This is a genomic window from Sulfitobacter guttiformis (assembly GCF_003610455.1).
Lineage (GTDB): Bacteria > Pseudomonadota > Alphaproteobacteria > Rhodobacterales > Rhodobacteraceae > Sulfitobacter > Sulfitobacter guttiformis.
Genome location: NZ_RAQK01000002.1, coordinates 1 through 18,844 on the forward strand (window position 1 = coordinate 1; position 18,844 = coordinate 18,844).

The 18,844-nt window shown below is 50.8% G+C and carries 17 protein-coding genes and 1 pseudogene; 9 read left to right on the forward strand and 9 right to left on the reverse strand.

Going from position 1 to position 18,844, the window contains the following annotated elements; translation table 11 throughout:
- Window positions 1-68: 68 nt before the first annotated feature.
- Window positions 69-1,283: a SulP family inorganic anion transporter gene (locus C8N30_RS12575; protein WP_025062434.1), complete on the reverse strand. Its 1,215-nt coding sequence runs from the start codon at window positions 1,281-1,283 to the stop codon at window positions 69-71.
- A 98-nt stretch (window positions 1,284-1,381) separates the two neighbouring features.
- On the opposite strand from C8N30_RS12575, the gene C8N30_RS12580 reads away from it, so the two are divergent.
- The gene (locus tag C8N30_RS12580) at window positions 1,382-1,801 is read left to right on the forward strand and encodes a hypothetical protein (protein ID WP_025062433.1); all 420 of its coding nucleotides are present in this window, start codon (window positions 1,382-1,384) and stop codon (window positions 1,799-1,801) included.
- Window positions 1,802-2,303: 502 nt separating this feature from the next.
- Here the strand turns inward: C8N30_RS12580 and C8N30_RS12590 are convergent.
- Entirely contained in the window at window positions 2,304-3,266 is a 963-nt protein-coding gene (locus C8N30_RS12590) for an IS1595 family transposase (protein WP_025062431.1), read from the reverse strand.
- Between the two features lie 103 nt (window positions 3,267-3,369).
- Between C8N30_RS12590 and C8N30_RS12595 the strand changes: the two genes are divergently transcribed.
- Entirely contained in the window at window positions 3,370-3,579 is a 210-nt protein-coding gene (locus tag C8N30_RS12595) for a DUF6471 domain-containing protein (protein WP_025062430.1), read from the forward strand.
- Here C8N30_RS12595 and C8N30_RS12600 read toward each other — a convergent pair.
- A complete protein-coding gene (locus C8N30_RS12600; protein WP_025062429.1) occupies window positions 3,566-4,237 on the reverse strand; it encodes a hypothetical protein in 672 nt (223 codons plus the stop codon). The two genes, C8N30_RS12595 and C8N30_RS12600, sit on opposite strands and share 14 nt — an antisense overlap.
- Window positions 4,238-4,757: 520 nt before the next feature.
- Complete coding sequence (locus C8N30_RS12605; protein WP_025062428.1) at window positions 4,758-4,979, reverse strand: DUF2061 domain-containing protein; 222 nt, start codon at window positions 4,977-4,979, stop codon at window positions 4,758-4,760.
- A gap of 122 nt (window positions 4,980-5,101) precedes the next feature.
- On the opposite strand from C8N30_RS12605, the gene C8N30_RS12610 reads away from it, so the two are divergent.
- The 4 genes from C8N30_RS12610 (at window position 5,102) to C8N30_RS12625 (ending at window position 7,881) form a co-directional block, all read left to right on the forward strand.
- A complete protein-coding gene (locus C8N30_RS12610; RefSeq protein ID WP_025062427.1) occupies window positions 5,102-5,944 on the forward strand; it encodes a helix-turn-helix domain-containing protein in 843 nt (280 codons plus the stop codon).
- A gap of 280 nt (window positions 5,945-6,224) precedes the next feature.
- Window positions 6,225-6,647 carry a hypothetical protein gene (locus C8N30_RS12615; protein ID WP_025062426.1) on the forward strand — a complete coding sequence of 141 codons (423 nt, stop codon included), beginning with the start codon at window positions 6,225-6,227 and terminating at the stop codon, window positions 6,645-6,647.
- Window positions 6,648-6,928: 281 nt separating this feature from the next.
- Complete coding sequence (locus C8N30_RS19355; protein WP_156949570.1) at window positions 6,929-7,081, forward strand: hypothetical protein; 153 nt, start codon at window positions 6,929-6,931, stop codon at window positions 7,079-7,081.
- A 458-nt stretch (window positions 7,082-7,539) separates the two neighbouring features.
- Entirely contained in the window at window positions 7,540-7,881 is a 342-nt protein-coding gene (locus C8N30_RS12625; RefSeq protein ID WP_025062424.1) for a hypothetical protein, read from the forward strand.
- Between the two features lie 321 nt (window positions 7,882-8,202).
- Here C8N30_RS12625 and C8N30_RS12630 read toward each other — a convergent pair whose 3' ends face one another.
- Window positions 8,203-8,865: an FMN-binding negative transcriptional regulator gene (locus tag C8N30_RS12630; RefSeq protein WP_025062423.1), complete on the reverse strand. Its 663-nt coding sequence runs from the start codon at window positions 8,863-8,865 to the stop codon at window positions 8,203-8,205.
- A gap of 1,282 nt (window positions 8,866-10,147) precedes the next feature.
- Between C8N30_RS12630 and C8N30_RS12635 the strand changes: the two genes are divergently transcribed.
- Complete coding sequence (locus tag C8N30_RS12635) at window positions 10,148-10,825, forward strand: SDR family oxidoreductase (protein ID WP_025062422.1); 678 nt, start codon at window positions 10,148-10,150, stop codon at window positions 10,823-10,825.
- 719 nt (window positions 10,826-11,544) lie between these two features.
- Window positions 11,545-13,290, forward strand: coding sequence for a methyl-accepting chemotaxis protein (locus C8N30_RS12640; RefSeq protein WP_084273591.1), 1,746 nt, complete (start codon window positions 11,545-11,547; stop codon window positions 13,288-13,290).
- Window positions 13,291-13,711: 421 nt separating this feature from the next.
- Here C8N30_RS12640 and C8N30_RS19515 read toward each other — a convergent pair.
- The 4 genes and pseudogenes from C8N30_RS19515 to istA form a co-directional block, all read right to left on the reverse strand.
- Window positions 13,712-14,173: pseudogene (locus C8N30_RS19515) on the reverse strand (integrase core domain-containing protein); the annotation flags it as partial.
- 42 nt (window positions 14,174-14,215) lie between these two features.
- A complete protein-coding gene (locus C8N30_RS19820; RefSeq protein ID WP_269667561.1) occupies window positions 14,216-14,341 on the reverse strand; it encodes a hypothetical protein in 126 nt (41 codons plus the stop codon).
- Window positions 14,342-14,377: 36 nt separating this feature from the next.
- The gene (locus tag C8N30_RS19960) at window positions 14,378-14,479 is read right to left on the reverse strand and encodes a transposase (RefSeq protein ID WP_084273590.1); all 102 of its coding nucleotides are present in this window, start codon (window positions 14,477-14,479) and stop codon (window positions 14,378-14,380) included.
- Window positions 14,480-14,534: 55 nt separating this feature from the next.
- Complete coding sequence (gene istA, locus C8N30_RS12650) at window positions 14,535-15,512, reverse strand: IS21 family transposase (RefSeq protein WP_170151175.1); 978 nt, start codon at window positions 15,510-15,512, stop codon at window positions 14,535-14,537.
- Window positions 15,513-15,940: 428 nt separating this feature from the next.
- Between istA and C8N30_RS19885 the strand changes: the two genes are divergently transcribed.
- Window positions 15,941-17,761 (forward strand): methyl-accepting chemotaxis protein, encoded by a 1,821-nt coding sequence (locus tag C8N30_RS19885; RefSeq protein ID WP_025062418.1) that lies wholly within the window; start codon window positions 15,941-15,943, stop codon window positions 17,759-17,761.
- Window positions 17,762-18,844: the final 1,083 nt, after the last annotated feature.

Below are 18,844 nucleotides of genomic sequence, written 5' to 3' on the forward strand. Positions count from 1 at the left end.
CCAATTTGTCAAATGCTGCGGAGCAGACCAAAGGAAGGTTTCCCAAGATGGTAAGAGTGCTTCGCAACCTATCGATCCGGTTCGGACCATTCGGACGGTGGGACATCGCGGCGCAGCATCCGCATAGCCAGACCCAATGCTACACCGACACCGATTGCGACGGTCAGATCAGCGAGAACCGTCAGAGTCAGAGTTAACAATAAAAGGAACACGTCGGATTTGCGCTCTGCTGCATAACTTCTCCACTTGTGCGGCTCGCTCATGTTCCAAGCGGTTAAGATCAACAGCCCCGCCAAGGCTGGCATGGCCATATATCCAACAAGCTTTGATGCCAAGAGCATAACGATCATAATTGTCAGCGCGTGGATCAATCCGGCCACCGGGGTCTTGCCACCAGCTCGGATGTTAGTCGCAGTTCGGGCAATCGCCCCCGTCGCGGGCATCCCGCCGAACAGGGACGATCCGATATTTGCCGCACCTTGCGCCAATAGCTCGGCGTTTGGGCGGTGCCTGCCGCTGATCATACGGTCGGCCACCATGGCAGACAGCAAAGATTCGACACCAGCAAGAAACGCGATTATCAGCGCGGAGGGCAGCAATTCAACGATCCTGTCGAAACCTATTTCAGGCATCGCGGGCCAAGGCAGGGTGTTGGGAAGATCGCCGAACCGCGATTGGATCGTATCCACCGGCAAATCGACCAATGAAACGATGGCTGACGTGGCGGCGACCGCAGCAATTAGTCCCGGAAGTTTTGGCGCCGCGCGGCGGAAAAACACGATCAAGATCATGGTCGCAAGTCCGATCAATGCAGAGGCTACCGATAGGGTAGGCCGTGCTGCCCAAAGCACTTCAATCTTTGCAAGAAACTCCGCCGGGACCGCGTCAACCGTCAGTCCAAAAAGGTCCTTGAGCTGACTTGTTGCGATGATGACGGCGATCCCGATTGTGAAGCCATTTATGACCGGTTCCGGTATCAGTCGGATAAGGTTTCCCGCACGGAAATAGCCCGCGACAAGCAGAATGAGACCGGCCATGAAAGTGGCCAGGACCAAGCCGTCGTATCCATGTTCCGCAACCACTCCGAACACGACCACAATGAAGGCTCCCGTCGGACCGCCAATCTGTACGCGACTCCCCCCCAGAAGCGAGATCAGGAAACCCGCAACAATTGCCGTTATCAGACCCTTTGAAGGGTCAGCTCCTGATGCGATGGCAATAGCAAGACTAAGCGGCAAGGCCACCATGGCCACGGTCACGCCCGCTATCGCGTCTTGAGCCAAGAGCGCCCGTGTGTAGCTGGGCAGGGTTGTGAGAATTTTACGGCCTTATGTATCAAACGCACCAAGATTTAACCAACAATATCAGCTAGATTCCTCGCATGGAACACACATTATCTGGACTAATCAAAAAACGCGGCGAGATAGCAGGCCAGCACAAGGTCGCGCAGAAGGCCGCTGACACGCTCAAGGCCGATCTGGACGCCATAGACCGCGCGCTGGTGCTATGCGGCTATGAGGACGACCCGAAGGCCATAGCGCCGCGCGGCAAGTACAAGCAGCTATTTGGGCGCAATGAATTGAAGCTGACCATCATCAAGATGCTGCGGGAAGCCCCTGCGGATGATGATGCGATTGCAGCCCAGATCATTGCGGATAAGGGCTGGGGCGATGATATGCACGCCGATGTGTTAAAGCGGGCGCGTGACGCCTTGCAGCGAGCGCAGAAGGATGGGCATGTGGTGCAGGACTTCGGGCCGGATGGGTGTTTGTGGACATTAGAAGAACATCCCAAATTCTAGCCTGTGTGGCCACACAGAAGCGAACATTGTATTGTTCGGCCTTACCTAGCCAAAAAGCAATGCGAGGCTGTACGGGCCTCTTTGGTGCGGACAATGGGGTATTGACATGGTTTTGGCTTTCCGAATCGCTCATGTAGTGCTACAAAAAGAATGAGCCACAAAACCGGCCAAGGTTTTGTGGCTCTTAACCCGCCGTCTGATGGCGTGATTAGCGTATTAAGCAAGTAAAGTTGTGACACTTTACGTGAATCTAGTCAAGCGATCAGGCGGCACTTTCAGAAGGAAAGTGCAATGCCACTTGATTTTAGACGACCATGCTACCGACTAACTTTTGACGATGCCGTAGAGGTTTGGAGGCGCTATTTGAAGGGCGAGTTTCAGAACCGAATTGCTGCGTTCTTTGATGTAAATCAAGGACGAGTAAACGAAGTTCTAAAAGGCAAGAGGCACGTTGGCAGTGAAGCAATCGCCCGCGCTTCATTCTAAGTAAGTTGGCGGGCGGTTACGCCGCCCGCTGCCAGTAGCCTTTCCAGTTACGCGACACAGGCGCGTCCATCGCACTAGACACAACGATGCGCGCCAGTGTGCCGTTGTCGGTGCGGCGGTTGTCTTCCAGCCATGCAGCGTGGTTCGCGTACTGGTGCAGGTACTTAGTCGATACGCCGTGGTGCTGGCCTTGGATCATGTTGCGCAGACGTGAGAAGAACGACTCCACCATGTTGGTGTGCTTGCCATGGTCGCTGTAAATCTCGGAGTGGTTCACGCGGTCTACGTTGAAGCCCATGTGCAGGATATCCCAGTGTGACGCTTCGTCTGCGGACATGGTTGCCATGCGGGATACGTTCTCGTTTGCCAGCGCTACGCCTTCGCCTTCGGTCATTGCAACGAAGGGCAGTGTACGGCCTGTACGCTCACGCAGGGCCACCACAACGCGACGTGTGCCTGTCTGGTGTTCCTTGAGGCGACGATCAACGCGCTTAGCCTTTTCGTTGTGCGGGCGGATGTGGCCACCAAAATATGCACCATCAATCTCAACATGGCCTTCCAGCACTTCGCCCGTCTGGACCTCACGCGAGATAGCCTCACGCAGTTTGTGTGCCAGCACGAAGGCCGTCTTATACTGACAGTCGATATCGCGGGAAAGCTGCACCATGCTCATACCCTTGGAAGCGTTCACGATCAGGCATATCGCGGCCAACAGATCAACGAAGTCCATCTTGCGCGATGCAAATATCGTGCCAGACGTGACGCTAAACTGGTGGTGGCAGTTCTTGCACTTAAACTTGCGGCGCGTAGTGATCTTGTACGTTTCACCGTGGCTGCACTGTGGGCAAATGGCTTCGCCGTCTGTCTCGGGCCAGCGCATCTTACAGAACGTATCATGCGCTGCCGCTTCGCCAGCTTTGTAGATGCTGCGAAGGCTGAGTGTGCGTGATGCCGCTGATAGAAGAAAGTGCTGTGCCATTGTGTATCTCTTTCATTACCTATGTAATGAATTTAATACGTAGACGTAGCGAATGCAATACCTTATGTAATGATTATGATACTTTTATTTATGTAGGTGACACATGGCAGAACAAAACGAATGGGAAACCAAGGCGGCTAACTTGCTCAAGGCTGAACTGAAGCGCAAAGGTGTGACGTATGCCCAGCTTTCAGAGTTGATTGGAGAAAAAGAGGTAAACATCCGTAACAAGCTTTCGCGAGGGAAGTTTAGCGCTGCGTTCTTGTTGCAAAGCCTGACCGCTATTAACGTTCAGGATGTCAGGTTATTTTAATGTTTGGGACGTGACCGATTTCATCAATGATCTCTCGGTCTAAAGCTTCCTGCAAAAAAGCCCTTAATGTATTGAGCTCAGTTTCGCTTGTCCCCTCTTTGCTCTGCCTGACGGCCTCGGGATTATTTCTATGAAACGCTCTCAATGTCGCTTCAATGTATATCTTAAACTTCCTTGCCGCCTTTCTCTCGGGCGACATGCCCGAGACAGTGTGCTTATGATTCAACGCTGCAAACAGCGCCCCTGTGTCTACGATTGATCGCGTTTCGTAAGTATAAGGCTCTCGCAATTCCCCCCATTCAGACTCCTGAATCTCCCGTATAGCTTCCTCATGTGACACCCACACATCTTCTGACATTTTAGATCTTCCCCAAATTTTCACTTTGTACCGCAGCCGCAAAAATCGCTGCATAGGCCAAGCAATCGCGATTAGACCTATAGCCCCCAATGCGATCCTTACTATTGGCTCATTTATAAGTTGTGCAGCGTCAGCCGCAAACTCAGCCCACTTCTGGATGGTTGGATTTTCTACCACGGCAGCAATCCAAACATACCACTGGTCGATATCGCCGGGGACACCTGAAAATCCAACGATAAGAAGCAAAAAACCAAGCACCCCGTAGAATCGTAAAACCCATTTTTTGCAAAATCCAACCATTGCGCCAATAATGAGTGACCAATTTTAATTTGTGGAGTCTTAATCATCGCTCACACCCGCTTGGTGCGTTTGATACATAAGGCCGGAATTTTAGGTTTCATGCCCCAACGGTAGGGCGATGTTGGTTCGTTGTCATCGCTAAAGCGGACAATCGAATTGGTGACGCGATTGACAGGAAAGTCCGCCACACTGCAGCATCCGATGTGATCGCTGGATGTCTCCTTCTTGCGGAAACCGGACCTTAGCTGCGTCTGCGAAGGTTCTGTGCCAGAATTGCAAAAGCGGCCATTCAAGTCGTAGCAGACCGAAACCCCATGCTGCGCTGCACGCCATGGTCGGCTGTGCGCAGATAGTAAGCCTTGCAAACTTTTGACCCGTTTCCCGACAGCGGACCTTCGTGCAGACTGCGGCGAACGACGGGAGAGAGCCCACCATTACCGCTTTGCTGTATTGCAGCTAACGGCCGCTTATTCTTGGTGGGCTAAACCTTGCTGAACCTGACCGAGGTTGTGGCAGGTGGTCATTTGCCTACAAAATAGACAAGGCCTCTCCCCCAAGAGATCCTCGACCAAAACAACTCGTGCACGAAATATGAAGCGAAGCCTACGACTGCTCCAAAAAAGGCGATGCCCCCGCTTGCTGTAACTGATCCCGTAAAAAGAAACCCAATCAGCATCATTGAGAAGAATCCAGCGACTTGCCAAGTTACAGCCTTGGCAAAGAGTCTGATTTTGCTGTCCATTTGGGGCTCCTCTAAGTGTATTGAACTTCCACTGAGCTATCGCGGATTTAGTTGTATGGACATTATGTGAATTTGCTGCGTTTGCTCCATATTGTAGTATTGGGGCTGCAAAAAGGATTTGAATGGACAAGCGACATCGCGCAAACATTTTCCGAAATCGCTTGGAGGAAGCGATGTTGTGCAAGGGTCTGACCAAAAGTGCCTTGTCCAGAGAAACGAAAGTGGATCGTTCAACCATCGGTCAGCTCCTCAAAAACGATCATCCGCGCCTGCCAAACGCACAATTGGCAGCGGATGCTGCAGATGCGTTGGGCGTGAGCACAGACTGGCTACTTGGTCTGACAAATAGGCCGGAAACCCCCGGCGACATAGTTGCCGCCGCGTTGTCTCTTAGCCCTGCCGAGCGTACGTCAGCAGATGAACAACTTCTTGAATGGCATCGTGAGGCAGCGGGTTACAAAGTTCGCCATGTCCCCGCAACTTTACCAGATATTCTAAAGACAAAAAGCATGTTGGAGTGGGAATATGCATCCGTGCAGGAACGACGTTTGCCCGAGGCATATGATGCGATGCAGGATCAACTCGAATGGCTGTCTTCAGGCGTTTCTGATTATGAAATAGCCCTTCCTATTCACGAAATCGAGGCTTGCGCAGCTGGAACGGCATACTACAGCGGTGTTGATGAGAGCATCAGACATGAACAATTGGACTTTATAGCCGATCAGTGCGATCAGATGTTTCCGAGGTTGCGGATTTTCTTATTCGACGCGCATAGGGTGTTCAGCTCACCTGTCACAGTTTTTGGTCCAAACTTGGCTGTCGTATATATTGGACAATGCTACCTCGCATTTCGTGAAGTTGAGCGCGTTAAGTCTCTCTCAAGTCATTTTGACTGGCTTGTCCGCGAAGCAACCGTGGACGCCCGAAATGTCCCAACCTTCATTCGGTCGCTTACAAAGCGGTGACGCCGCCTTACAATTTTTCCTGAAGCCGCCCTTCGCGCAGCCGCAGCCAAAGCTCACTGAGTCCGCAGACTGTGAATTCGTTATGCATCATATTCCGCAGTGGCAGCGAAAGTCCGCAATGTCGGGCCGCAGTTCGGCATGACCCAGAGAGGGCAACAGCAGCGATGGGTCAGAAGTTGAAGTACTTCGGCGGAAATGCTGCATGTCGTCGTTTTTGTTTCATGATCAGTTATGGCTGATGTAGTGTGTTCGCGACCACCAGATTGGATGAGTAGAAGCCATGCCTGTTGAGTTAATTATTTTACCGGAACGCGGCCTCGTTGTCGTCCGATACTCTGGCAAAGTTACTATCGAAGATACCTTATTCGCCACAAAATCCTATCTTTCGCATCCAGAATATTCTGCAGGGCAAAAGCAACTGGTTGATATGAGTGGGATCACTGGTTTCGAAAAAGACCATGTTCAGTTTATGAAGATGCAGGCCGAAAAAGCGGAACGACTTGCAAATTCTGGTTTGCAATCGCTTGTTGTTTACATTGCCCCGACAGCCATCAGTCAAGACTTGAGTGCTATGTTTGTTCGGTCCTGGATCGATGTTGACGCTGTTGTACCGCTGGTCCAACATTTTGAGGCCGAAGCACTTGGCTTGCTGGGCCAATCAGAAAAAACCATTGATATCCTGCTGGCAACATTTGCGAGATGATCCCGGTTTGGCCAAGACTCAATTCGAGTCCTTTTTCAGTCTAAGACGAATGACGGCGCACCAGATTTCGAGAATGCTGCGGCCGAACTATGAAGTGGTCCGGCAAAACTGGACAGCGTGCTAAGATGTGTCCAACCTTAAAGACAGGATACAGAAATGACGAAGAGGCGCAGTTTTTCAGACAAGTTCAAAGCTACTGTTGCGCTCTAAGCGCTGTGTGGAGACAAGACGGCGCAAGAGTTTGCAGCCAGGCACAAGGTTTATCCAACGCAGGTGACGACGTGGCAGCGGCAGGCGATGATGGGCTGACCTGGGTATTTTCCGATAAGGTCCGGCGGGCTGAGGACAACGAGGCTGAAGTCAACGATCTGCATGCCAAGATCGGGAAGCTGGCGGTCGAGAACGATTTTTTGTCACAAGGGCAGAAGCGATGAGCCCGACGGAACGCAAACAAATGATCAACCGAGACCGTACGGATTTAAGTCTGACCAAAAAGAGCAAGTTACTGAAGATCAGCCGATCGTCGCTGTACTACACGCCAGTTGGCGTGAATGCGGAGACGCAGAAACTGATGCATGAAATCGACCGTATGTTCAAACCCAACATGACCGATGTCGTAAGCACTCAGACAGACGAGAGCAGCCATTCGCTGCGGTTAGTGCCAAGGTTTCCTATGCGGACGAAGCGGGCTTTCGCTGCGGCTGGACCAATGGCCGCTCATAGTAAATTCGGACATGGGTGCTCCTTCCTTTTGTTATGGCTTTAACACCCACCGCCATGGCACATTGCGATGCCCTCGGGAGGGGTATCCGCGCCATCAATAAAGCCTGTTATTGCATAACAAGCACGCCTCATCGCATTATGGGCATGTTAAACAACAAAGGAAATTATAATGAAAACCTATCAGAAATTTATTTTTATCACCTCAACGCTGGGCATTTTGTTAGCTCCAGTAGTGGCCAGCGCAATGGCCTGTCGGAGTTGCAGCAGAGGTGAATGTCAGCAGTTGGCGGATAAGTATAACCTCGGCTATATGACGTTTAATGGCCCTGGAACTTGTACCTATGCACATGGCGGCTCCGGCTCTGACACCGGAGAAGTCGCTATCGATTTTGAGGATGCGCTCAAAAAAAGCGAAGCCATAAATAGGAAAGCTGGAAAAGCCGTTTCCAGCCAAAAGCTCATGAAGAAAGAGCCAAGCAGCGTATCAAAAGCGCTGCCTGTGACGAAATAGATATTGCGATAGATACTCGTTTATGGCCGTTGAAGACCATGCCTTTGATTGCCCCACACCCCAGAATAGAGGTCTAAAATACTATTCTGGGGTGGTTTTGCATATGATCTGAGAGATGCTCCCTAAATATTGGTTTTTGGAGCATACTCACCTCGCCTCATTTCCCGTTGCCTTAAATCTCGATCGAAACAGATAGGTTGTTGAGGGTGTTTGATACGCGCACGATAGCAGTCATCCGTGCGCTATGCAGCATCGGTCAAAATGGTCTCTAAGCCGCCTATCGCTGCAGATACCAACAGGTTTGGGTGCAAGGAGGTAGGCTTAAGGTCTGTTAAGCGGACACATGCGCACTGATTTACGATCATTTTCGCGCATCCTATCCAGGATGGGTTGTTCGTGCGGCACATTGCGTTCGGAAAGCCCCTTAATGACACCCAACCTATCTGTTTCATGAGAATTTTGGTTCATCTTCGCAATCCCTTCGAGCGTCTCGACTTGCATTGTAAGCCCAACGATGTGGGGCACCAATTTCTCTGTGAACCCAGCTGGGGAATCTTCTACCGCCCATGGGTTCGGTTCGTCCGCCTCAAGGAAATCTGTCAGTCGCACAAGATGAGAAACCAGTTCATCTTGTGCAGAGAAGGTGCTCATCACGCCAGCAGCATGAACAGCTTGATAGTTCCAAGTGGGAGCTACCTTGCCGTGCACCTTCTTGGATGGGTAAAAGCCCGCTGCCACATAGGCATCTGCACCATTGAAAATAGCGAGACCCTTCGCATCGTGTGCGGCAGCGCCAAGAGGGTTTGATCGAGCAACATGCCCTTCCAGCACCCAACCATTGTCACTCTCTAACAAAATCAATGGAATATGGGCAGCTAACAAACCTGTTGGTCCATTTATGATCAAGTTAGCAAAGCGGCGCTTATTGATGAAAGCATGCTTTTCCTCTGCTTCTTTCATCTCAAACAGCGAATAATTATGCATGACAGCCATCCTTAAACCTCCTGATTACCCCAGTAAGACACACACCTATACCGTTGTCACTATGGGCGAGCTCGGACTGGAATGGACCGGCCGCCCCAACGAATATCGGGATTTCCGGAAGCCATTTTTGAGAGTTCCTCCAAACCGAACATTCGCTATGGTGCAGAAAAATGTTAAAACGGGCTCTTAGCTGCCGTTCGCCGGCAGGTGCATGAAGGCCCCGTTAATGGCCGTTTTGGAAGACGGCCAAGTTTCTTAAAATTGAGTTTGCTCTGCAATCGCGTGAGCATCGCCAAGCTCGATGCTGAAGTACGCTCTGGAAAAAGGTGCTCGGAAATGGGATATCAAGTCACAAAAGCAGTGCTACCAAAACGCATAGGCAAATTTCTGTCCGACATCGATGAAGGATAGGTTTTTCGGACAAACATGCTCCGCAACAACAAGATGGGTGCCTTACGAGCGAGTAAGCGATGCCGCTATTTCCGTGGTCATAGGGCACTTCGATATTTCAGCTCTAACAAGGCGCTAGTTATTCGATGCTGGGAGCCCGACAGCAGACCTATATAAGACCAAGAAAATTAGCCCGGTGCCCGAAGTCGCAGATGTTTTGGAGCGCGAATGGTGTCCGTCTATTCAGCCGTTTACCAGTGTAAACCTTAGTTTAAACGTGATTCAACTGATGCGCACTGATGCAGTGGAATGAGATATGTTTATAAAAATATGGATTCAACAGTCAAAGGTGACGCACGTGCATGACGTGCAGATAACGCGGGAGTCGCCGAATTATCGGATTGGGTGAGCTCCTATTTATATGACTATATTGCTGCCGGGGTGAGAAATCATCTCGGCACTTTCTTTGGAAGGTTTGCAGAATTTGACGGAATATGCCCAGAAGTGGACATTGCGTCAGCCATCATACACTTCTTCATATTAAAACAAATCAGAAACAATATCTTATAGAGAGAGCGTATTTCTATAGAGCTTCGACAGAACAGGCTTTTAAGTACCAAGCTATCAGACAACTTCAGGTTTCTGAGCGTGTCGCACAGGGGATGGCCGAAGTAGAATTCGTCGATGATTTCGGAGAATGTCGTTCTGTTCCTCGACGCTTCCCGCTTCTGACAGCGGTTTTTTGGGGCGATCCTTAGGACGGGCCGAAATGCTGCTTATCGTGACGGTTGCTCAAGCGGCTCTGTGGTCGCTGAAGCGTGCTTAAGCCTCGTGGGGGTAGACTATCGGGCAAGCGGGCTTAGGTATAAGTTACACTGAAAAGGAGTACGCCATGACAGATCGCAAAACACTTTTTATAACCGGCGCATCAAGCGGTATCGGCGCTGCCACCGCGCGTGCGGCGGTGGCAGCGGGTTGGAATGTCGGATTGATGGCCCGGTCCGAAGACAAGCTCGCCGAGCTTCATGTCGAACTGGGTGACGCAAGCCTCGTTGTGTCAGGAGACGCCACCAACCTTGCTGCGCAGCAGGGCGCCATCGCTGCAACGGTTGAGCATTTTGGTGGGCTACACGGGTCTTTTGCTAACGCGGGCACAGGCCTTGACACGCCGGGGACCGAGAACGGAGATCCGGACGAATGGCGCAAGTTGATTGACCTTAACATCATGGCACTCCTTTATACTGCGAAGGCGAGCCTGCCGGAGCTGCGCAAGACACGCGGCCACCTCGTGCTGACCGGTTCTGTTGCGGGGAAGGTGCATATACCGGGCTCTATCTACGGCGCGTCAAAGTGGTTCGTACATGGCTACGGTGGGAATATGGCGCAGGAAATGCGCGAATGGGGTGGACGTTGTACCGTTATCGCGCCTGGCATGGTTGATACGGGGTTCTTTTCCGAACCTAAGCCGGACAAGCTCAAACCCGAAGATGTAGCAAACGCAGTGATGTTTGCGCTGTGTCAGCCAGAGCGGTCGAACATTCCTGAATTGACTGTCATGCCGACCGGCTAACGAGCCCAATCTTGCTGGGATCTGGTATGTCGGTCGGGGGCGGGACTATGCTTGGGCAGATTTTTGAAATTTGCTGCACCAGAAATATTATTAGATAATTTTAAAGAAACTGCCAATCAATAGCTGGCGGCGTCTCCGCCCATGCCGATCAAGTATGAGGGGCAGTTAGGCGCAGGAAGCAGCCATGGCGAAATTTGTCCCGGTAACCGACAGAGGCCGTTGCTATAGTTTGCGGCCGATGTCGGGTAAAAACCTATCTTTACCTAAATTCTACAATGTAGCGACTGCCTGCTACGACGTTAGAGGCAAATACGTTCAACGAACAAATGGTTTTTAAATGATCTTACGTTTGAGGTCCAATGCCCGAATAAGCTATCCAACGTTAGGCTGCCGTCGTTCAGCACATCTTAATGTTCGCGTCCTAGGTAAACGTGACAAATCCAAGTCAGTGAAAATTTATCCATGCCAATTCGAAACGTTACATTAATTTGTCTAGGATTGCTTGCATCAGCCTGCACACCAGTTTTGATGCTCGTTACTCAATTAGCGCCATCAGTTGGGAATGTCGGTCTGGTTATTTCAAAGCCTTGGGACCGATCTGCAAAAAATGTCGTGGCTACATCGAATCTTCACGAAGTTGGACCAATACAGGGATACTTTGGTGTCTTTGTAATGATTGAGACCGACGACAGCGTACGGATCCTTTACGATAACGGCGCATGGTTCGTTTTGGATGGGCAAATAATTATGGAGCTTTGTGTAAGTTGACCAGCATTACAAATATCAGTGAGCCACATTCAACGACTTTACAGCCAGGTTACGGGCTTCAGCTCTTATTGAGTGTTTTTTTAACAGGCGCGCCCGCCGCATCTGCATATTTTCTCAATGATGCCGTGAACTGGTTGCCGATCGCGGTTATGAGCCTCTTAACTGGCGCCTTAACACTTCTTGCGCCGCGTCTGACTACGCCCACGAGCGAATACTTACTTAGTTTCTGCTTTGTTGCGCATTGCGTTTTGTTGACTGTCGCATTTCAAGGACACCCGTGGCAGATTGATACCCACATGCTGTTCTTCGCGATACTCGCAATTATTTCTACGCTTGGGAGTCCTGGTGCATTATTATTTGGCGCGGCACTGATCGCTGTTCACCATCTCTCATTCAGTTTTCTGCTCCCAAGCTTGATTTATCCAACTGGAGCCGATTTTGGCAATCTTTCCCGTACGGTTTTTCATGCACTTATCGTGATTGTAGAAACTGGTATGTTACTTTTTACAATGAACAAGCGGTTGGCGGCTGATCGTGATGTGCAGTTTCAGAGGGAAACCGCTGAGGCAAACGCGCAGTCTGCTCAGGAAGCCCAACGTATAGCGTCGGAAAGCCAGATTTCGGTCGAAAGTGTTATGCGCGTTCTTGCGAAACATCTTAACGAGCTCGCAAATGGAGACCTTACAGCTGAAATTAACGAAGATCTGCCTGACGGCTATGAAAATATACGAACGGATTTCAATGAAACGCTTGGGAAACTAAGTAAAATTATGTCTGACGTCGTCCAAACGTCGGCAAGCATCCAGAACGGTGCAACCGAAATCAGCCAAGCGTCAGACGATTTGTCCAATCGCACTGAAAATCAGGCTGCTACGTTGGAGCAAACGGCAGCAGCGCTAGATGAGTTGACAGCAAGCGTAAAATCCGCAGCTGAAGGCGCAAAGTCAGTTGAGAAAATTGTACTCGAAGCACAGTCAGAAGCTGAAGCAAGTGGGGAAGTTGTAGGAGATGCCATCGCAGCGATGACGGAAATTGAAAAATCTTCCGAACACATTTCCCAAATTATCCGCGTCATCGAAGATATTGCCTTCCAGACCAATTTGCTCGCGTTGAATGCCGGTGTAGAGGCAGCGCGCGCTGGAGAAGCGGGCAAAGGCTTTGCAGTGGTAGCGTCCGAAGTGAGAGCCTTGGCGCAGCGGTCTTCCGAGTCATCAAAAGAGATCAAAGCGCTTATTGGAAGCAGTGCTAAACAAGTAGAACGTGGTGTAGACCTCGTAAGTGGTGCGGGAAGAGCTCTTGGTAGTATTGCTCAGCGCGTGACACAAATTACCGAACTAGTGCGCAACATAGCGAACGGAACAGCTGAGCAAGCCGTAGGCTTGGGTGAAATTAATATTGGGGTTAACCAACTCGATCAGGTTACGCAGCAAAATGTGGCCATGGTTGAAGAATCTACTGCGGCAAGCCATACATTGAAACATGATGCTTCGAGGCTTCACGATTTGGTGCAAGGGTTCAAGACCGGTTCGACCGCAGATGGTCGGTCGTCAGCTATCCACGCAAGAGACCATGAGAACGTACAACATGTTCAATTCAAGCGGGCTAGCGCTCCTCAGGCTGAGCCGGACTCTTTTCAAAAGCGGGTAAACCAAAAGCCTAGCCATACCTCTATAGACAGTGATTGGCTTGATTTCTGAACTTAAAAAAGTTGATGCTGAAAAATAGAGAAGTTTAAATTTCTTAATATCCAACATAGCATTGGACATCCCGAAAAAGACAGTTTGTTGATAGGTTCGTCAAAGTGGACCTTGGCATACATGAACTAAGGTCCGAAAAGTATGCATTGTGTGGGTTCGTAACTTGAGCGGGGTATGTCAACTATCGAAAATAGACAAAAGGTACAGGAGTCAGCTTTTGACTGAAACCGGACCTCAGGTTAGCTCTGAGGAGGCACTGATGATCGAGATCGAGTGCTGAACTGCGGCAATTCAGCTGTAAGCCTGAATGAGCGATATATTGCAACGTCATGAATATCCGCTACTGCGGGGCAGTAAAAAAACCTGAACAAGCATAACAGTCTTGGAAATCGTTTTTTCAGGGTTAATTGCGATATTTAGACGTATCAAACAACGTTTCGTTGAGGCATTCATCTCTGAGCTTGCTGTTGAAGCTTTCAATGAAGCTGTTCTGTTGGGGCTTTCCGGGCGCGATGTACTGCCAGTTGATGCCTGTATCCTTAACCCATTTGGGGATCGCCATGCTCGTGAGCTCGGTACAATTGTCCGGTACAATCGTCTTTGGCATGCAGCGTTCAGCGATGATCTGATCCAATTCTCGAACAGTACGATGCGCTGACAGCGAAGTGTCGGCCACCAGCACCAAGTTCTCGCGACTGTAGGCATCGACAACTGCCAGAATGCCAAACTGACGTTCATCCGTCAGCGTGTCAGACCCAAAACCCAACGACCAACGCTGGTTCGGGCCATCCACTTCCCTCTCAGGGGTTGCTTGCAAACCCTGAGAGGGAAGCAGCACCATTGGCTCTCCTGTGCCTAACGCACGCTTCCTGCCAACTCTGCGCGTCCCACAGGTTAACCACCGCTTGCTTCTTCCCAGCAGACGTCACCATTTTTTTGAATTGATGTCTCGCAACATAGCGCTGTCCAGCACCTGCTCGGCCAGCAGCTTATTCAGCTTGCCGTTCCAGTCTTCCAAAGCCCGCAACTGCTTCGCGTCAGATGGTTCCATCGCGCCAGACTTCGATTTGTATATGTAAAACTTCGCCTAACTGATCCCGTACCGCCGACATATATCAGCCGTCTTCTCGCTAGCTACCTGTTCCTTGATTATCGCGATGATCTGTTCGTCCGAAAATCGTGCCTTCATTCATCTGTCCTTTTGTCGGGCAGACTCTACACAAATCTGGAAGAGTTTTAGGGGTTCAGGTCACAAGCTCACATATATAGCCGCAGACCAGAACCTCTTGATGGCCGTAGGTGGTGGAAACCGAGTAATTGTTGCCGCGATAGCGCATGAGGGACAACGAGATGGCCCGCACGGATTGCTTGCCGCAGGCGTCATAGGGAACAACTGGCAAGTGTTGAAGTCGGTTCACGTCAACGTCAAACTGCTTCCCAATCGTGTCTTTGTGACCACGTAGCTTATCGTTCATGCGCTTGCAGCGGTGTTCGGCCAAATAGGCATTAAGATCATCAAAGCTGGCCAATTTAGGTTTTGGGACCATGAAGTTCCTGCGGGTGTATATCACCATCCCTTCGACTTTGCCTTTGTCGTTCCCGCTGCCCAAACAGATAACGGGATACCAGCCATGAGAACACGCAGGTACGTTTGCGCTGGCCGTCGCTCGACCGCGGGCAACCGCGATCCGTGTGTTGTCGTAAAGTATCGATTTAGGCACATCGCCGGAGAATGCGAACGCAGCGACATGCGCATCACAAAATGTTTCCGTTGTGTCAGCCAGATAAGCCTTCACAAAACACGCATCCGAATGCGGCAGGTCCATCCCGAAAAAGTGGGTCTTGCGCTCAATCCCGCCAATGATGGCAAGCGCATCATCGCAGTCCGCCTGAGCATGACCCGGCGGATGCGTCAGTGGCACAAACATCTCACGCTGATGCTGCTTGGCCACGTAGATATAATTCTTCACAATAGTGATGCTGCCTTCAAAGCCATGCTCATCACGCTGTCGTTCAAATATCCGCTTTGATGTGTGTCGCTGCTTTTTTGGAACCAGTCTGTCTGCCCCGAGGATTTGATCCATAATCCCCGTATACGCATCCAGCTTAGGTCGACGTAACACTTTATCGCGTCGATATCCTGGCGGGATCGAAAATCTCAGCATCTTCTCAACGGTGCGGCGGTTGATCCCGAAAATACGCGCCGCTTCCCGACGGCTCATGCCATCAACCAGATCAGCGTGACGAACGTTCCCTTGCAAATCCGCTTGCTTCGACCCCACCCTCCGCCAAAACAAAGGGCCGAACAGGACAGGCCAATCAGCCAATCTGCACCAAGACAACATCGCCGCTCAGATGGCGCCCTATTCAAATAGCATTCTTAGGCACACTACAATGCCGGTAGGCGTGGGGCATCCACGCCATCAGCAGAGCCGAGCCGACAGCTCGCTCATGCGCGTTTTACAATTTCTAAATTCTTCAGCCGTAATCTAGTCCCAGAAGTCAAATAAAGATTCTGGAGCTCCATATGCGTCGGTTAACGTCTAAACTATCTCTCCGAGCGAGCCTTGTCGCTAGCTCGATCCTTGTGACTTTTTTGCTTTTCGCGGCCATGACCGTCGTGATGGATATGAGAAGGTCCCAGGCGCAGATGCAAAACGCGCAAGCGCAGCAAGACACTGGGATGCGCATCCTGACAGCAGTATTTTCCGACCAGTTCGACGATATGGTTGTGTCGTATGATCGCTCTGGCAACGTCCCATCCGTATCTTGGGACAATATCCCTGCCTTCGAGAGCCACGAGCTGATTGACCGGGTGGGCGAAATATCGGGAGAGACTGCAACATTGTTTGTCTGGGACCCTGTGCAGGCCGACTTCATTCGAAGAAGCACCAATATCGTTAAACCTGATGGTGAGCGCGCGATCGGTACCCCGCTGGGGCAGACAAGTCCAGTGCGGACGGTAATGCTCAATAAACAGACATTCAGGGGAGAGGCGACGATCTTGGGCAAGCCCTACTTGACGATATATCAGCCGATTCTGAACAGCGGTGGAGATGTGGTCGGGATACTATATGTCGGGGTCGATAAAACGATGATACGTGAAAATATCGCAACAGATCTGCAACTCAACGTCATATTAGGCATAGCAATCATCTTAGTCGGTTCGCTCTTGTTGGCTTATCTGATTCCATTTTTGCTCAAACCATTGTCTGTGATCGCTAAACGGATCGAAGATGTCGCTAACGGAGACTTCACCGAAACAATACCCTACGTACAGCGAAGCGACCAGATTGGCACAATCGCACAAAAACTTGATATTTTTCAGAATTCATTGCAACAAAAGGCCGACTTGGAAATTGCGCAGAAGCAGCGCGATCTTGAACAGCAAGAAGTTGTCGAAACCATCAGCGACCACTTGTCCCGTCTGTCTCAAGGCGATTTGACTGCGACCATCGATGCGCAGTTTCCTTCAATGTATGAAAATCTGCGTAACGATTTCAATCAAACTGTAATTGGGCTGCATGCAGCCATGCAGGACGTTGTGACCGCGGCGGGAAATATCCGCAATGGGGCAGAGGATATCGGATCGGGGTCCGACGAACTCTCTAACCGGACGGAAAATCAAGCGGCCACACTTGAGCAAACAGCGGCAGCTTTGGACGAATTAACAGCAAGCGTAAAGTCAGCGGCTGAGGGTGCAAAATCAATTGAGGACATCGTACTCGAAGCGCAGTCCGAAGCAGAGGCGAGCTCAGAAGTTGTCGGTGACGCAATCGCAGCCATGACAGAAATTGAAAAGTCATCAGATCAGATCTCTCAAATTATTGGAGTAATCGATGATATTGCCTTCCAGACAAATTTACTGGCCTTGAATGCAGGGGTAGAGGCGGCGCGCGCCGGAGAAGCGGGTAAGGGCTTTGCTGTAGTCGCATCCGAGGTACGGGCATTGGCGCAACGCTCGACCGACGCAGCGAAAGAGATAAAAACCCTGATTAGCGGAAGCACAAAGCAGGTAGAGCGGGGGGTGAGTCTTGTGGGTGGGGCAGGGACAGCTCTGGACAGTATAGCCAAGCGTGTGACCCATATCACAGAGCTGGTTCGCAGCATGGCGGCGGGAACGTCCGAGCAGGCTACGGGACTCGGTGAGATCAACATCGGGGTAAATCAGCTTGATCAGGTAACCCAGCAGAATGCTGCAATGGTCGAGGAGTCGACTGCGGCGAGCCACGCACTTAAACTTGACGCTTCTCGGCTGCAGGAGCTCGTGCGCAGGTTCAAAACGTCATCGAACCCACAGGGCACTTCTGCGACCGAACCATCCGGCCGTTCGGCCAATGTTGCGCATGTCCAATTCAAGCGGACGGCCAGCACTAAGGTCGTGCCAAAACCTGAGCAAGAACGTATGAAACAGTCCGTTAACGGTGTACGTCACGCGGGTGCGGCAGCAAGCGATTGGTTGGACTTTTAGATAAGCTCATCCTCCTACGGTAGATTTCAGAGCTAAATCAATAGCTGATCGGACCGTAAACCAACCGATCAGCTTTCGGGCTTGTTGCCTTCGGAAGGGGAGATCTTCCGCCTATGAACGCCGCCGAAGGGACGAAACACGTAACATTGGACATCAATATCATCTTATGGTTTTGCGGCACATGGGCCCGGATCAGGAGTGGTCTACCGCGCAGTGCTTTGAAATGAGTGACATTAAATTCCGACCGCTCGCCTCTTAGAATTGAAAGATCTTTATTGGTCGGATTGGAGTTAAGTCCAATGATTCCAAGGTACCGGGCATGCCGGTCGGTTTGGCGAAGGTAGCGTAGGCAGCGCTTTGCGTATCAAATTCATCGTTCTGGGCCTGAAACCTTCGATCCAGGTTTTCTGGGGTGTGACCTCTAAAGCATCCACACCAGCGTCCTAATATATCTCAAGTGACCGGCTCCATAGCCGAAGGTGCATTCTACGCCAATCCGCTGCAAGTCTCCGAAGGACCGCATCCAAGTTAAGATCAGTCTGTAGCCTTGCCGCGCTGTGGCGAAGTTTTGCGTTCCGAGCACTTAGTTGTTGTCGTCAACAGTAGGTGCGTCATGAAGGTCTGAATACGTATCGACTCCGCCAAAGACTTGGGTGGTCTGTATGGATTTGGCCGTGAGATCATCCTATCCGTAAGTGTCAAACCTACTTCGTCTAAAAAAATCCACTGACAGGCCAGCCATAAGACCAAATGGTCAGGCCTTTGTTGGGTCACGCGGCATCTTCGAGACAAGGCCTCACCGCAAGGTGTTCCCGCGCGGTCGCAAGTCCAAGGAAACACACATGTCTGATCAGTCGGTGTTTGGGTGAGACCAAACCGAAAAGCCAAGCGGTATCAACTGAGCTAACGGTCGATCAGTGTTTGAGGCAATCCACCCGAGAACTGATGAACATCATATGACTGTCCATACTCATGGTATCCAGTCGGCCGAACTGGTGGATGGCTTGACTCAATGAATCGACACAGAATTCTGCTTCCAGCTGTTAGAGATGTGCCACGTCAAAACTTTGCGCGTGTGCCAGT

Bases quoted from the DNA above. Each gene is read 5' to 3' on its own strand.
- C8N30_RS12580 (WP_025062433.1), top strand. From the start codon at position 1,382: ATGGAACACACATTATCTGGACTAATCAAAAAACGCGGCGAGATAGCA.
- C8N30_RS12590 (WP_025062431.1), bottom strand. From the start codon at position 3,266: ATGGCACAGCACTTTCTTCTATCAGCGGCATCACGCACACTCAGCCTT.
- C8N30_RS12595 (WP_025062430.1), top strand. From the start codon at position 3,370: ATGGCAGAACAAAACGAATGGGAAACCAAGGCGGCTAACTTGCTCAAG.
- C8N30_RS12600 (WP_025062429.1), bottom strand. From the start codon at position 4,237: ATGGTTGGATTTTGCAAAAAATGGGTTTTACGATTCTACGGGGTGCTT.
- C8N30_RS12605 (WP_025062428.1), bottom strand. From the start codon at position 4,979: ATGGACAGCAAAATCAGACTCTTTGCCAAGGCTGTAACTTGGCAAGTC.
- C8N30_RS12610 (WP_025062427.1), top strand. From the start codon at position 5,102: ATGGACAAGCGACATCGCGCAAACATTTTCCGAAATCGCTTGGAGGAA.
- C8N30_RS12615 (WP_025062426.1), top strand. From the start codon at position 6,225: ATGCCTGTTGAGTTAATTATTTTACCGGAACGCGGCCTCGTTGTCGTC.
- C8N30_RS12625 (WP_025062424.1), top strand. From the start codon at position 7,540: ATGAAAACCTATCAGAAATTTATTTTTATCACCTCAACGCTGGGCATT.
- C8N30_RS12630 (WP_025062423.1), bottom strand. From the start codon at position 8,865: ATGCATAATTATTCGCTGTTTGAGATGAAAGAAGCAGAGGAAAAGCAT.
- C8N30_RS12635 (WP_025062422.1), top strand. From the start codon at position 10,148: ATGACAGATCGCAAAACACTTTTTATAACCGGCGCATCAAGCGGTATC.
- C8N30_RS12640 (WP_084273591.1), top strand. From the start codon at position 11,545: ATGGTTCGTTTTGGATGGGCAAATAATTATGGAGCTTTGTGTAAGTTG.
- C8N30_RS19820 (WP_269667561.1), bottom strand. From the start codon at position 14,341: ATGGAACCATCTGACGCGAAGCAGTTGCGGGCTTTGGAAGACTGGAAC.
- C8N30_RS19960 (WP_084273590.1), bottom strand. From the start codon at position 14,479: ATGAAGGCACGATTTTCGGACGAACAGATCATCGCGATAATCAAGGAA.
- istA (WP_170151175.1), bottom strand. From the start codon at position 15,512: ATGAGCCGTCGGGAAGCGGCGCGTATTTTCGGGATCAACCGCCGCACC.
- C8N30_RS19885 (WP_025062418.1), top strand. From the start codon at position 15,941: ATGCAAAACGCGCAAGCGCAGCAAGACACTGGGATGCGCATCCTGACA.